The 13,095-nt window shown below is 73.2% G+C and carries 12 protein-coding genes; 11 read left to right on the plus strand and 1 reads right to left on the minus strand.

Annotated elements, in window-relative coordinates:
• Positions 1-67: 67 nt before the first annotated feature.
• Positions 68-856, minus strand: a complete 789-nt coding sequence (locus tag AB0J12_RS02170) for a pyrimidine reductase family protein (protein WP_363262287.1) — start codon at positions 854-856, stop codon at positions 68-70.
• Positions 857-1,179: 323 nt separating this feature from the next.
• On the opposite strand from AB0J12_RS02170, the gene zapE reads away from it, so the two are divergent.
• The 11 genes from zapE to AB0J12_RS02225 all read left to right on the plus strand — a co-directional run bounded on the left by zapE (position 1,180) and on the right by AB0J12_RS02225 (position 13,067).
• Positions 1,180-2,289 carry a cell division protein ZapE gene (gene zapE, locus AB0J12_RS02175; RefSeq protein WP_363262204.1) on the plus strand — a complete coding sequence of 370 codons (1,110 nt, stop codon included), beginning with the start codon at positions 1,180-1,182 and terminating at the stop codon, positions 2,287-2,289.
• 484 nt (positions 2,290-2,773) lie between these two features.
• Positions 2,774-3,169: a hypothetical protein gene (locus tag AB0J12_RS02180; protein ID WP_363262205.1), complete on the plus strand. Its 396-nt coding sequence runs from the start codon at positions 2,774-2,776 to the stop codon at positions 3,167-3,169.
• Positions 3,170-3,277: 108 nt separating this feature from the next.
• On the plus strand, positions 3,278-3,859 hold the full coding sequence (locus tag AB0J12_RS02185; RefSeq protein ID WP_363262206.1) for a carbonic anhydrase: 582 nt from the start codon (positions 3,278-3,280) through the stop codon (positions 3,857-3,859).
• Positions 3,860-3,867: 8 nt separating this feature from the next.
• Entirely contained in the window at positions 3,868-5,334 is a 1,467-nt protein-coding gene (locus tag AB0J12_RS02190) for a SulP family inorganic anion transporter (RefSeq protein ID WP_363262207.1), read from the plus strand.
• Positions 5,335-5,439: 105 nt separating this feature from the next.
• Positions 5,440-6,375, plus strand: a complete 936-nt coding sequence (locus AB0J12_RS02195) for an SPFH domain-containing protein (RefSeq protein ID WP_363262208.1) — start codon at positions 5,440-5,442, stop codon at positions 6,373-6,375.
• Between the two features lie 128 nt (positions 6,376-6,503).
• A complete protein-coding gene (locus AB0J12_RS02200; RefSeq protein WP_363262209.1) occupies positions 6,504-7,871 on the plus strand; it encodes a PhoX family protein in 1,368 nt (455 codons plus the stop codon).
• Between the two features lie 50 nt (positions 7,872-7,921).
• The gene (locus AB0J12_RS02205; protein ID WP_363262210.1) at positions 7,922-9,442 is read left to right on the plus strand and encodes an FAD-dependent oxidoreductase; all 1,521 of its coding nucleotides are present in this window, start codon (positions 7,922-7,924) and stop codon (positions 9,440-9,442) included.
• 250 nt (positions 9,443-9,692) lie between these two features.
• Positions 9,693-10,562, plus strand: coding sequence for a polysaccharide deacetylase family protein (locus tag AB0J12_RS02210; protein ID WP_363262211.1), 870 nt, complete (start codon positions 9,693-9,695; stop codon positions 10,560-10,562).
• 30 nt (positions 10,563-10,592) lie between these two features.
• A complete protein-coding gene (locus AB0J12_RS02215; RefSeq protein WP_363262212.1) occupies positions 10,593-10,784 on the plus strand; it encodes a hypothetical protein in 192 nt (63 codons plus the stop codon).
• Between the two features lie 45 nt (positions 10,785-10,829).
• Positions 10,830-11,546, plus strand: a complete 717-nt coding sequence (locus AB0J12_RS02220) for an aminoacyl-tRNA hydrolase (RefSeq protein ID WP_363262213.1) — start codon at positions 10,830-10,832, stop codon at positions 11,544-11,546.
• Between the two features lie 198 nt (positions 11,547-11,744).
• The gene (locus tag AB0J12_RS02225) at positions 11,745-13,067 is read left to right on the plus strand and encodes a DUF692 domain-containing protein (protein ID WP_363262214.1); all 1,323 of its coding nucleotides are present in this window, start codon (positions 11,745-11,747) and stop codon (positions 13,065-13,067) included.
• Positions 13,068-13,095 lie beyond the last annotated feature (28 nt).

A 13,095-nucleotide genomic window follows, 5' to 3' on the forward strand; every position in this document is an offset into this window, starting at 1 on the left:
CGATGTCGGCGCTCCGGGCGGCCGCCCGCCCGCCGGGGGGCCGACGGACGGGTTCCCGGGGCCGCACTCAGGGCTGCGACCTGCGGTAACGGCTGTAGAGGAAGCCGTCGTCCTCCAGTAGGGACACCAGTGCGAAGCGGTGCGGGACGGTGACGGACGGCCCTCCCGCGATCCGCTGGGCGTCCCCGGCGGTGAGCATCGGGGAGATGGTCAGGCACAGCTCGTCGAGCACCTCGGCGGCCACCATCTGCCCGAGCAGCCGTGGCCCGCCCTCGGTCAGCAGGCGGGTGTGCCCCAGCTCGGCGAGGGCCTGCACGACGCGGACCGGGTCCACGCCGACGCCGTCACCGGCGATGACGACCTTCGCGCCCGCCTTCTCGGCCGCCGCCCGGCGCTCCGGGGAGGACGCGGCGCCGGTGAGCACGATCGTCGGCACCACGGGCGAGGTGAACAGAGGCAGCGAGAAGTCGAGGTCCAGGCTCGCGGTGACGACGGCGACCGCGGGCACCGGGTCCTGCCCGGCGGCCTCACGCATCGACGCGAACTCCGCACGCACGCGTGCCGGGCGGTAGCCCTCCTTGCGTACCGTTTCCGCCCCGACGACCACCACGTCGGCCAGGGCCCGCAGCGTGCCGAAGATGCGCATGTCGGTGGCGTTGGAGATGGGCTGGGAGCGGCCCTGGTGCTGGGCGGCGCCGTCGAGGCTGGAGACCATGTTGGCCCGCAGCCACGGCTGCCGCTGCCCGGCGGGCGGCTCGGGGTAGGCGTAGGCGGCGGCCAGCTCGGCGAGGCTCCACTCAGGCCCGTCGGCCCCGCCGGCGAACGTGGGCAGCCCGACGGGGCCCTCACCGGGCACGGGATCCGCGCCACCTCCGCCGGTCGCGTCCCGCGCACCGCCGGCGGTCACGGGGCCGCCGGAGGGCTCACCGCCGGAGCCTGCGGCAGCCGCGTCCGGGTCGTCCGGCGTCCCGCCCGCCACGACCGCCCCGCCCGCGATCGCCGCGGTCGCCCTCGCGGTCCCGGGAGTCACCTCACCACCGGCGGCCCCCGGCACCCCCGCAGCCCCGGCGACCACCCCCTCCTCGGAAGCCTTCCGCAGGGTCTGGACTGCTGTTTCTTCGGTCACAGGGAACAGGCGTCGCATGGTGTGCAGTCTGGCACGCCCTAAGCTGGGGAACCGTGTCGTCCTCCACCTCCGCCTCCGGCCTCGCCCCGATAGCCGACGCGACCCCGCTGTCCCTGTGCGCCCGTGAGCCGCGTGTCCCCGCGGACCGGCTGGTGGCCGAGATGGTGCCGCCGCCGCGGTTCGACTCGGTCCGCTTCAGCACGTACATCCCGGACCCGAACCAGCCCAGCCAGACCGAGGCCGTCCAGGTCCTCGAGGGCTTCGCTGCCGGACTCGACGGGGCGGGTGCCGGCGGCGCCAAGCGCGGCCTCTTCGGCTTCGGCAGGGCGAAGGCCAAGGCGGCGAAGGCCACGGCCGGCCCCCGCGGCGTCTACCTCGACGGCGGGTACGGCGTCGGCAAGACCCACCTGCTCGCCTCCCTGTGGCACGCCACCCCGGCCGAGCCGTCGAAGAAGGCGTTCGGCACCTTCGTGGAGCTGACCAACCTGGTGGGCGCCCTCGGCTTCCAGCAGACCGTGCAGACCCTCTCCGGCCACCGTCTGCTGTGCATCGACGAGTTCGAGCTGGACGACCCGGGCGACACCGTCCTCGTCTCCACGCTGCTCGGCAAGCTGGTCGAAGCGGGTGTCGCGCTCGCCGCCACCTCCAACACACTGCCCGGCAAGCTCGGCGAGGGCCGGTTCGCGGCCGCCGACTTCCTGCGCGAGATCCAGGGGCTGTCCGCCCACTTCCGCGCCCTGCGCATCGACGGCGAGGACTACCGCCACCGCGGTCTGCCCGAGGCGCCCGCGCCGTTCACCGCCGAGCAGGTCGAGCGGACCGCGCGGGCCACCGCCGGCGCCTCGCTGGACGCCTTCCCGCAGCTGCTGGACCACCTGGCCAAGGTGCACCCCAGCCGCTACGGCGCGCTGACCGACGGACTCGAGGCGGTGTGCCTGACGGACGTGCGCCCGGTGCCCGACCAGTCCACCGCGCTGCGGCTCGTCGTCCTCGCGGACCGGCTCTACGACCGCGAGGTGCCCGTCCTCGCCTCGGGGCTGCCGTTCGACCAGCTGTTCAGCGAGGAGATGCTGAACGGCGGCTACCGCAAGAAGTACTTCCGGGCCATCTCCCGCCTCACGGCCCTGGCCCGCGACGCCAAGGGCCTCGTCGAGAAGGGTTAGGCCCGCGACGCCAAGGGCCTCGTCGAGAAGGGTCAGCGCCCGGCCGCCGTCGGCTCCATCGGACTCGCCGTGCCCGCGCGCCTTGCCGTGCCCGCTCGCCTTGCCGTGCCCGCTCGCCTTGCCGTGCCCGCGGCCGGGCCGGTGCCAGGTCAGCGCAGGGGGGAAGCGGCGGCGGCAGGACGAGAGCCGGCGGGCCGCCGCTCGTCCGCAGCCGACGTCGTCCGGGCTCGGCAGCCTCTTTGTCGTACCGGCTCAGCAGTCGCTTCATGCCGCGCGGCACGCCCATGACGCCCTGATCGGGAGCGCCCGCCGCCCGGGGGCAGGCGCCGCTTCGCGCCAAACCACCCTCTCTTTTCAGGCTCTCTTCAGCTCGTAACGCGTAGTTAACCTTGCAAACGCGCTGACACCGCTACCGTGTCTCTTGACCATTCATTGACCAAGCGTTGGTCCACACATGACGCGTGAGCCGGGCGGAGGGAGGGGCATGTTCCGAGGTACGACGGGCCGGGCCGTCCTCGCGGCGCTCACCGCGGTCCTGCTCGCCCTCCCCTTCCTCACCTGCACCAAGACCTTCGCACAAGCGCACACACCGCGTCATGCGGAGGCCACGGCCCGCCCCGGTTCCGCGCTCCCCGTCACGGCCCTGCGCGAGGAGACCGTCGCCTCCCGGGACTGCGGACACCTCCCCGGCCCGGCCGACCCGCTGCGCCCCCGCGACCGGCAGCGCACGGCCGATTCGGCGCCCCAGGGACCCGAACGCCCGCTGTCGGCCCCGGACCCGGCCGCGCCGCGCCCCTCCACCACCCGCAGAGCCGCGCCGCACTCCCCCAGACACACACCGGCCCCCTCCCCGGCCGCGCTCCAGGTCTTCCGCTGCTGAGAACAGAGCAGTACCCCGCACCTCCGCACCGAGCGGAGGCAGTGCACCCCACCTCTGTCCTTGAAGCCCGACGCGCCCCCCACGGCGCGCCAGGAGGAGTCACCACACATGCAACCCCTCATCGACCACGCCCGTGCCTTCGGCCAGCGCCCTGAGGAGTTCGCCCCGCTGGCCCAGGGCCAGTCGCCGCAGGTCCTGTTCATCACCTGCTCCGATTCCCGGGTCGTCCCGGCCCTAATCACGGGCGCCCGCCCCGGTCAGCTCTTCGAGCTGCGCACCGCGGGCAACATCGTCCCGCCGTACACCCCGGACCGGCCCACCTCCGAGGCGGCCACCATCGAGTACGCCGTGAACGTCCTCGGCGTACAGGACGTCGTCGTCTGCGGCCACTCGCACTGCGGCGCCGTCGGCGCCCTGGTGCGCGGCGACGACCTCGACGCCGTACCGGCCGTACGGGACTGGCTCGCGCACGCCGCCGAGGACCCCCGGGCGGCCGACCCGCAGGACCCGACCGTGGCCGAGGCCGTGCAGCACCACGTGCTCGCCCAGCTGCTGCGGCTGCGCTCCTACCCGTGCGTGGAGCGGCGGCTGACGGACGGCCGGCTGAACCTGCACGCCTGGTACTACGAGGTGCACACCGGTGCGGTGCGCGAACACCGCGTGGCCACCGACTCCTTCGAGGCACTGTGAGGTTTGGCATGCGCGCGTTTCCTCATCTGCGGCAGGACTTCCTCGCCTCCATAGTCGTCTTCCTGGTCGCCGTGCCCCTGTGCGTGGGCGTGGCGGTCGCGTCGGGCGTCCCGGCCGAACTCGGCCTCGTCACCGGCATCGTGGGCGGTCTGGTCACCGGGCTCATGCCCGGCAGCAGCCTCCAGGTGTCGGGGCCGGCCGCCGGTCTGACAGTGATCGTCTTCGAGGCCGTCAGCGAGTTCGGTGTGGGCACCCTCGGGGTGATCGTGCTGATCTCCGGTCTGTTGCAGCTCGCCATGGGCTTTTCCGGGATCGGCCGCTGGTTCCGGGCGATATCCGTCTCGGTCGTCGAGGGCATGCTCTGCGGCATCGGCCTGGTGATCATCGCCGGGCAGATCTACGCGGCCGCGGGGCTCACGGCCCCGAAGACCGGCATCGACAAGATAGCGGGCCTGCCCGGGGCGTTCGCCGACGTGATCGGCAGCGCCGAGGCCCTCGCCTCGCTCACGATCGGCGTCGGCACCATCGCCGTCATCGTGCTGTGGAAGAGGCTGCCGAAGGCGGTGCGGGCCGTGCCGGGCGCGCTCGCCGCGGTTGTCCTGACGACGGTCGTCGCCCTCACCCTCGATCTGCCGGTCGCCACGGTGCAGGTCGAGGGCCTGCTCGGGGTCGTCCAGCTGCCGGGTGCCGATGCCTTCGGCGATCTGGCGCAGCCGGCCATCTGGGGCACCGTCGTCGCGTTCACACTGATCGCCTCGGCCGAGAGCCTGTTCAGCGCGGCGGCGGTGGACCGGCTGCACGACGGTCCGCGCACACAGTACGACAAGGAGATGATCGCCCAGGGCGCCGGCAACACGGTGTGCGGTCTGCTGGGCGCGCTGCCGATGACGGCCGTGATCGTGCGCAGCTCCGCCAATGTCCAGGCGGGCGCGAAGACGAAGGCGTCGCGGGTGCTGCACGGCGTGTGGCTGCTGCTGTTCGCCGCCGCGCTGCCCGCCGCGCTGGCGCTGATACCGATCCCCGCACTGGCCGGCATCCTCGTCCACGCGGGCTGGAAGCTGATCCCGTTCCGCCAGATCGCCGACCTGTGGCGCGGCCACCGGGGTGAGGCGCTGATCCTCGTGGTCACGGCCGTGGCGATCGTCGCGGTGAACATGTTCGAGGGCGTGCTGATCGGCCTGGCCCTGTCCGTGGTCAAGACCGCCTGGGAGGCCTCGCACATCCGGCTGGAGGTCGTCGACAAGGGCGCCGGCCCCGTCCAGGCGCATCTGTCGGGCAACGCGACGTTCCTGCGGCTGCCGAAGATCCTCGACAGCCTGGAGGCCCTTCCGCAGGACCGGCCCGTCGAGCTGGACCTGTCCGGGCTGCACCACCTGGACCACGCCTGCCGTACGGCGCTGCAGTCGTGGGCCGAGCGGCACAGCGCGGTCGGCACGGAACCGGTGAAGCTGGTGAGGGTGACGACGGCGGCTTAAGCACGTGCCGGTGTCCGGCCTCCTGCTCCGAGCGTGGCCCGGGACCGGAGGCCGGGCATATCGTTGCAGGAGCAGACAAACGGACCTCTCGGTGAGGAGGTCGCCATGCTCCAGGAGCTGCTGGGAGCGATCGTGGGGGCCGGAGTGGTGGGCGTGGTGTACCTGACCGCGGCGGCCCGCGTCGTCAAACAGTACGAGCGCGGAGTGGTCCTCCGGCTCGGCCGGCTGCGCGGTGGCGTGCGGCCCCCCGGACTGACCCTGATCCTCCCCGGGGTCGACCGGATGCGGAAGGTCAACATGCAGATCGTGACCATGCCGGTGCCGGGTCAGGAGGGCATCACCCGGGACAACGTCACGGTGCGGGTGGACGCCGTCGTGTACTTCAAGGTCGTGGACCCCACCGCGGCCGTCATCAACGTGGAGGACTACCGGTTCGCGGTCTCCCAGATGGCGCAGACCTCGCTGCGGTCGATCATCGGCAAGAGCGAGCTGGACGACCTGCTCTCCGACCGCGAGAAGCTGAACCAGGGCCTGGAGCTGATGATCGACAGCCCGGCCGTCGGCTGGGGCGTGCAGATCGACCGCGTCGAGATCAAGGACGTCTCGCTGCCCGACACGATGAAGCGGTCCATGGCCCGCCAGGCCGAGGCCGACCGTGAGCGGCGGGCGCGGATCATCAACGCCGACGCCGAGCTCCAGGCCTCGAAGAAGCTCGCCCAGGCCGCCCAGGCCATGGAGGACACCCCCTCCGCGCTCCAGCTCCGGCTGCTGCAGACGGTGATGGCGGTGGCGGCGGAGAAGAACTCCACGCTGGTGCTGCCCATCCCGGTGGAGCTGCTGCGCTTCCTGGAGAGGGGCGCCGAGCGGACCGAGCAGACGCCGAAGAGCCACGTCAACGATCAGGCCCCGAAGGGCCTGGCCGGCGAACAGGCGCCGAAGGGCCTCGCCAACGATCAACCACCCAAGGGCCTGGCCGGCGATCAGGCCCCGAAGGGCCTCGCCGACGAGCAGGTGCCGAAGGGGCACGTCATCGAGCCGTGACGCGGCGGTGATACGCGCGGTGACACGTGCTACACGCGTGGTTCCCGCGCACGGCGGCAGATGGTAGACACAGCGGGGTCAGTAGTTCCTGTGCATTTCCTGTCCGCCAGCAGGAAGGTTGCTGCCGCATGTCTGCAACTCGACGTCAGGTTCTGGCTCGTGCGAGTGCCCTGGGAGCGGGCATCGCCTTCACCGGGGCCCTGTCCGAGCTCTTCGCGGGCACCGCCGCCGCGCAGAACCTGGGCCACACCGGCTACGGCCCGCTCGTCCCCGACCCGAACGGACTGCTCGACCTGCCGAAAGGTTTCCGCTACACCGTGCTCTCCCGTGAGGGCGACCCGCTGCGCTCCGGAGAGGGCCCGGTCCCCTCCCACCACGACGGCATGGCCGCGTTCGCCGGCCGAGGGGGCCGTACCCACCTCGTGCGCAACCACGAGAACCGCGTCACCGCGGCCGTCCCGGTACCCACGATCGAAGGCCTCACCTATGACCCGGCGGGCAGGGGCGGCTGTACGGCCCTGACACTGGACTCCCGCAATCGGGTCCTGTCCGAGCGTGTCGCCATCGCCGGCACGGCCGTGAACTGCGCCGGTGGGCGCACCCCCTGGGGCACCTGGCTGACCTGCGAGGAGACCGAGGACAAGGCCGGCACCAATGGTTACGCCAAGGACCACGGCTTCATCTTCGAGGTCCACCCGAGCGACCCGCACCGCACCGGCGCCGTCCCGCTGACCGCGATGGGCCGCTTCCAGCACGAGGCGATCGCGATCGACCCGGGCAACGGCGTCGTCTACGAGACGGAGGACGCCTTCCTCAAGCCGTTCGGCCTCTTCTACCGCTTCCTGCCGAACAAGCCGCTGGGCGGCGTCGGTTCGCTGCGCGCGGGCGGCCGGCTCCAGGCGATGCGCGTGCCCGGCGTAGCGGATCTGTCCACGATCCAGGAGACCGGCGCGCACTTCGACGGCGTGGAGTGGGTGGACGTACCCGACCCGCTGGCCGTGTCCACCCCGACCCGGCTGCAGGACTACGGCCCCGGGGGCATCACGCACGCGCAGAAGCTGGAGGGCTGCTACTGGGGCGGCTCGTGCGTCTACTTCGTGTCGTCCTTCGCCCGCAGCGCGGACGGCTCGGGCGCCGACCACTACGGCCAGATCTGGCGCTACGACCCGAAGCGGCACCGCCTGACGCTGGTGATCGTCTTCGGCCCCGGCACCGATGTGCAACTGCCCGGCGAGTCCCCGGACAACATCTGCCTGGCGCCCAGCGGCGGGCTGATGGTGTGCGAGGACGGCAACGGCGCGCAGCACGTCTTCGGGGTGACCCGCGGGGGCGAGGTGTACCCGATGGCCCGCGGCCGGCAGAACATCGGAACACCCGAGGCACCGGAGTGGGGCGAGTTCGCCGGGGTCACCTTCTCCCCCGACGGCGACACGATGTACGTCAACTGCTACACGCCGGGCACGACGTTCGCGGTGACCGGCCCCTGGCGCCGATAGCGGGACGGTCCGCAGCCGTGATCATGCCGGGACGGGGTACCCGCTCCGGCATGACGCGGAAAGAGCAGGTCAGCGGCTCGTACTGGCTGCAGACGGAGCCCGGCGGCAGCCCCCGGCCCACCCTGACGGAGGACCTGACGGTCGACGTGGCCGTGATCGGCGCCGGGATGGCCGGGCTGAGCACGGCGTGGGAGCTGACCCGCGCCGGGCTCTCCGTGGCCGTACTGGAGGCCGACCGGGTCGCGGCCGGGGTGACCGGCCACACCACCGCCAAGGTCACCGCCCTGCACACCCTGATCTACGACAAACTGCGGCGCACCCGCGGTGGCGAGGCCGCGCGGCTGTACGCCCGCTCGCAGTCCGAGGCGATCGAGCGGGCCGCCGGGATCGTGGCCGAACTGGGCATCGACTGCGACTGGGAGGAGCGCAGCGCCTACACCTACGTGCACGACGGCGGCCGCCTCGAGGAGGTGCGCGCGGAGGCGCGGGCGGCGAAGGAGGCGGGGCTGCCGGCGTCGTTCGTGACGGAGACCGGGCTGCCGTTCCCGGTCGCGGGCGCGGTGAAGGTGACCGGACAGGCGCAGTTCCACCCGCGCAAGTACCTGCTCGCCCTGGCCGAGGATCTGGAGGCGCGCGGCGGGCGCATCCACGAGTACACGCGCGTGACCGGGCTGACCGAGGGCGAGCCGTGCCGGCTGACGACCGACGCGGGGGTCACGGTGACCGCGCGGGACGTGGTCGTCGCCACGCACTACCCGGTGTTCGACCGGGCGCTGCTGTTCACGCGGCTCTCCCCGCGCCGCGAGCTGGTCGTGGCCGGGACGATCCCCGCCGACCGCGACCCGGACGGCATGTACATCACGCCGGACGACAACACGAGGTCGGTGCGGACCGCGCCCTACGGCGACGGGCAGCGGTTCCTGGTGGTCACCGGGCAGCACTTCACGCCCGGCACCGGCGACACCCCGGCGCTCTTCGAGGAGCTGACGGACTGGGCGTCCACGCACTTCCCCGGCGTGTACCTCACCCATCGCTGGGCCACGCAGGACAACGACCCCACGGACACCGTGCCGATGGTCGGCCTGCTGCACCCCGGCGCCCGGCACACCTATGTGGCGACCGGCTTCGGCGGCTGGGGGCTGAGCGGCGGGATGATGGCCGGGCGGCTGCTCACGGCGCTGATCCGGGGCGAGAAGTGCGCGTGGAGCGAGCTGTACGACCCGCGCCGGCTGGGCACGGCGGTGCGTGAGGCGCCGACGTTCCTGAAGACGCAGGCCAAGGTGGCCCGGCATTTCATCGGCGACCGGCTGCGTCCGGCGAAGTCCCTGGAGGACGTAGCGCCCGGCGAGGGCGCGGTGGTCCGGGCCGGCGGCGACCGGGTCGCGGCCTACCGCGACGAGGACGGCGAGCTCCATGCCCTGTCCGCCCGCTGCACCCACCTGGGCTGTCTGGTGAACTTCAACGCCGCCGAGCGTTCCTGGGACTGCCCCTGCCACGGATCGCGCTTCGGCATCGACGGCGAGATCCTTCAGGGGCCGGCGCTGCGGCCGCTGAAGCGGCACAAGCGGTAAGGCTGCCTGCCGGGTGCCGGGCGCCCAAGGGGTTGGAGGCTTGTGAGCGTCGGCGGCTGCGGGTCCGTCGTGGCTGGGCGCGCAGTTCCCCGCGCCCCTTGAGGTAGGCCGACTTGGCCCGTGTTGTTCCCGCGCCCTTGAGGTCGGTCGGCGCGCCCCGGGTCGTGCTGGTGGCGCCGGGTGGGTGATGCGCCGTCGCGTCGGTGGGCGGTCGGCGGGATCGGCGCCGGGTCAGTCATATCTTCATACCGTGATTGTTCCCCTTCGCCGTCTCACCGCGCTGTGCGCCCTCGGCGCCGCCCTCGCCGCCTGCGGAACCGCACCGACCCCCGCGCCGCACACGGCGCCGCACACCGCCCGGCCGGCGCCGAGCGCGGCGTCGCCGTCGGTGGCGGTGTCCCGGCCGCCGACGCTCGCCCCCGGCCCGGCCGGGCTGACGCCCGTCTTCAAGAACGGCCCGCGCACCGGGCACGGCAAGGTCGTCGCACTGACCTTCGACGCCGACATGACCGCCGACCAGGGACCGCGCGCGGCAGCGGGCGAGCACTTCGACAACCCGGGGCTGATCCGGGCACTGCGCACCCTGAAGGTCCCGGCGACGGTGTTCATGACGGGCCGGTGGGCGCAGCAGTACCCGGCCCAGGCCCGGGCCATCGACAAGGACCCGCTGTTCGAGATCGCCAACCACTCCTACAGCCACTATGCCTTCACCGGCGACTGCTACGGCCTGCCCACGGTCGACCCCGACCGGATGCGCGAGGACGTCGAGCGCGCCTACACCGCCTTCCGCGCGGCCGGGGTGAAGGACGCGCGGCCGTACTTCCGCTTTCCCGGCGGCTGCTACGACCGTGACGCGCTGAAGGCGCTGAGCGGCACCGGCGTGACGGCTGTGCAGTGGGACGTCGTCAGCGGCGACGCGTTCGCGACGGACGCGGACGCGGTCGCCCGTCAGGTGCTGGACGGAGTGAAACCGGGGTCCGTGGTCGTCATGCACTGCACCCGCAGCGCCGCCCCGACCACCGAGCGCGTCGTGCGGACCGTGGTGCCGGAGCTGCGCAAACGCGGTTACACCTTCGTCAGGGTGTCCGAGCTGATCGGCGAGGCGAGCGGCCGGCCCTGACATCCCGCACGCCCTCGTACGCTGGAGGACATGAGCGACGACGACTCACCTGCGGACTACTGCCTGATCGACGCGACCCGCCCGCCGAAGGCCGACGGCCCGCCGTACGCGGAGTGCGTGCTGTGCCGCGAGCCCACCGAGTATCCGGAGTCGTACAAGGGCGTCACGCTGTGCCCTGTCTGCGAGTGGCAGGAGGCGCAGCGCACCGCCTGCTCGGGGTGAGACGCGCGGGCGGGCGCGCCGGAGCTGCTTGGCAGACTGGACGGCGTGAACAGTGAACCCACGCCCGTGCAGGACAGCCCCTTCCGCTCCGAACCCGGTGACCGCGACCTCGCCCCGCAGCACGTCCTGCCGATGGTCGTGCGGCTGGAGAAGGCCGCGCCGCCCGCCCGTACCGACGCCCTCGAGACGGCGGCCCGCGCGGTGCTGGTGATGCTGAGCGACGAGCGTTCGCTCGGGGACGGCGAGTGGGCGCAGGTGATGCGGGACTGGCAGGACGCGCGCATCCGCAAGGTGGTGCGCCGGGCGCGCGGCGCGGAGTGGCGGCGCGCGGAGTCGCTGCCCGGCATCACGGTCACCGGGAAGTCGGCCGAGGTGCGGGTGTTTCCGCCGGTGCCGCTGGACGGCTGGCCCAAGGATCTGGCCAAGTTGCAGGTGTCCGGCACCGAGCTGGACGACCCGGAGCCGCCCGCCGGGCCGGACCTGTCCGGGCCGGTGCTGTGGATGAGCCCCGACGTGGAGATGTCGGCCGGCAAGGCGATGGCGCAGGCCGGGCACGGCGCCCAGCTGGCCTGGTGGGAGCTGTCGGACGAGGAACGGGCCGCCTGGCGGGACGCCGGCTTCCCCCTGGCCGTGCGCACCGCGGACCCCGCGCGCTGGCGTGAACTGACCCGCGCCGGCCTGCCGTTGGTGCGCGACGCGGGGTTCACCGAGATCGCGCCCGGCAGTTGCACGGTGGTTGCGGACCATCCAGCGCTGCGCTGACTCACCCGGCTGTGAGGTGATCGTCCGGCAGTGAGCTGATCACCCGCCAGCGAGTTGATCATCCGACGGTGACCTGATCATCCGCTTCGAAGCTCAAATGTTGCTCTGAACCCCGGCCCCGCGCGGTTCGCCGCCCGTCGCCGGGGCCATACCCCCGTCACATCGTCCGCCCGCGGTGAGCGACGAGGAGGGGGACCCATGGAGCGACTGGGCACGGGCATCGGCTGGCGGCCGGAGATCGCCGAGGCCGTCGAGCGCATGCCGGGCATCGACTGGGTGGAGGCCGTGGCGGAGAACGTCTGCCCCGGTCACCTGCCCGACTCGCTGCGCCGGCTGCGCGAGCGCGGCGTCACCGTGGTGCCGCACGGCGTCTCGCTGGGCCTCGGCGGCGCCGACCGCCCTGACCCGCAGCGGCTCACCGCGCTCGCCGAACGGGCCGAGGCACTGGGATCGCCGCTGGTCACCGAGCACATCGCGTTCGTGCGGGCGGGCGGCGAGCTGACCGCCTCGCCCCGGCTGGAGGCCGGTCACCTGCTGCCGGTGCCGCGCACCCGGGACGCCCTGGACGTGCTGTGCGAGAACGTGCGCATCGCCCAGGACGCCCTGCCGGTCCCGCTCGCCGTGGAGAACATCGCCGCGCTGATCGGCTGGCCGGGCGAGGAGCTGACGGAGGGGCAGTTCCTGTACGAGCTGGCCGACCGCACCGGCGTGCGGCTGCTGATCGACGTGGCGAACCTGCACACCAACCACGTCAACCGGGGCGAGGAGCCGGCCAAGGCGCTGGCCGACCTGCCCGTGGAGGCCCTGGCCTACGTCCATGTCGCGGGCGGCGTCGAGCGGGACGGCGTATGGCACGACAGCCACGCGCACCCGGTGCCGGGACCGGTCCTCGACATCCTCACCGACCTGGCCGCCCGCACCAGTCCGCCGGGCGTCCTGCTGGAACGGGACGACAACTTCCCCGAACCGTCCGAGCTGGAGCGGGAGCTCGCCTCGATACGCGGGGCGGTGGAGCGGGGCCGGGCGTCGGCGACCGCGGCGGACGTCTCCCCCGCCGGGCACCAGCCGCAGCGAGCGGATCTGCCGGACCTGCCGTCCGTCGCCGACGCCACGCGGGCGCGGCTCGCCCTGGCGCAGACCGCGCTGCTGTCCGCGCTGGTCGCGGGCACGCCCGTGCCGGAGGGTTTCGACCGGGCACGGCTGACCGTGCAGGCGCGGGCGCTGGCCGGGAAGCGGGCGGACGTGGTGGCCAAGGTCGCCCCGGAGCTGCCCGGTATCCTCGGCGCCGCCTACCGCCCGGCGTTCGTGGCCTACGCGCAGCACCACCCGATGAGCGGCGGGTACCGCCTGGACGCGCTGGAGTTCGCCGGGGCGCTGCTGCGCACCGGCGCGGTGACGGACGACCTTGCGCGCCGCGAGCTGCACGAGTGGTGGCGGGACCGGTCCGGGCCCCGGCCGCGTGCCCACCATCCGGCGGCCCGGCTGGCGCGCGCCACCCGGCGGGTACTGCTGCGGCGCTGACGCCGGGCCGGTGGGCTGGGGGACGCGG

This window comes from Streptomyces sp. NPDC049915 (assembly GCF_040656475.1).
Classification (GTDB): domain Bacteria; phylum Actinomycetota; class Actinomycetes; order Streptomycetales; family Streptomycetaceae; genus Streptomyces.

Excerpts from the sequence above, each read along its gene's own strand:
- AB0J12_RS02215 (WP_363262212.1), top strand. The coding sequence starts at position 10,593 with ATGAGCGACGACGACTCACCTGCGGACTACTGCCTGATCGACGCGACC.
- AB0J12_RS02185 (WP_363262206.1), top strand. The coding sequence starts at position 3,278 with ATGCAACCCCTCATCGACCACGCCCGTGCCTTCGGCCAGCGCCCTGAG.
- AB0J12_RS02205 (WP_363262210.1), top strand. The coding sequence starts at position 7,922 with ATGACGCGGAAAGAGCAGGTCAGCGGCTCGTACTGGCTGCAGACGGAG.
- AB0J12_RS02195 (WP_363262208.1), top strand. The coding sequence starts at position 5,440 with ATGCTCCAGGAGCTGCTGGGAGCGATCGTGGGGGCCGGAGTGGTGGGC.
- AB0J12_RS02180 (WP_363262205.1), top strand. The coding sequence starts at position 2,774 with ATGTTCCGAGGTACGACGGGCCGGGCCGTCCTCGCGGCGCTCACCGCG.
- AB0J12_RS02190 (WP_363262207.1), top strand. The coding sequence starts at position 3,868 with ATGCGCGCGTTTCCTCATCTGCGGCAGGACTTCCTCGCCTCCATAGTC.
- AB0J12_RS02225 (WP_363262214.1), top strand. The coding sequence starts at position 11,745 with ATGGAGCGACTGGGCACGGGCATCGGCTGGCGGCCGGAGATCGCCGAG.
- AB0J12_RS02200 (WP_363262209.1), top strand. The coding sequence starts at position 6,504 with ATGTCTGCAACTCGACGTCAGGTTCTGGCTCGTGCGAGTGCCCTGGGA.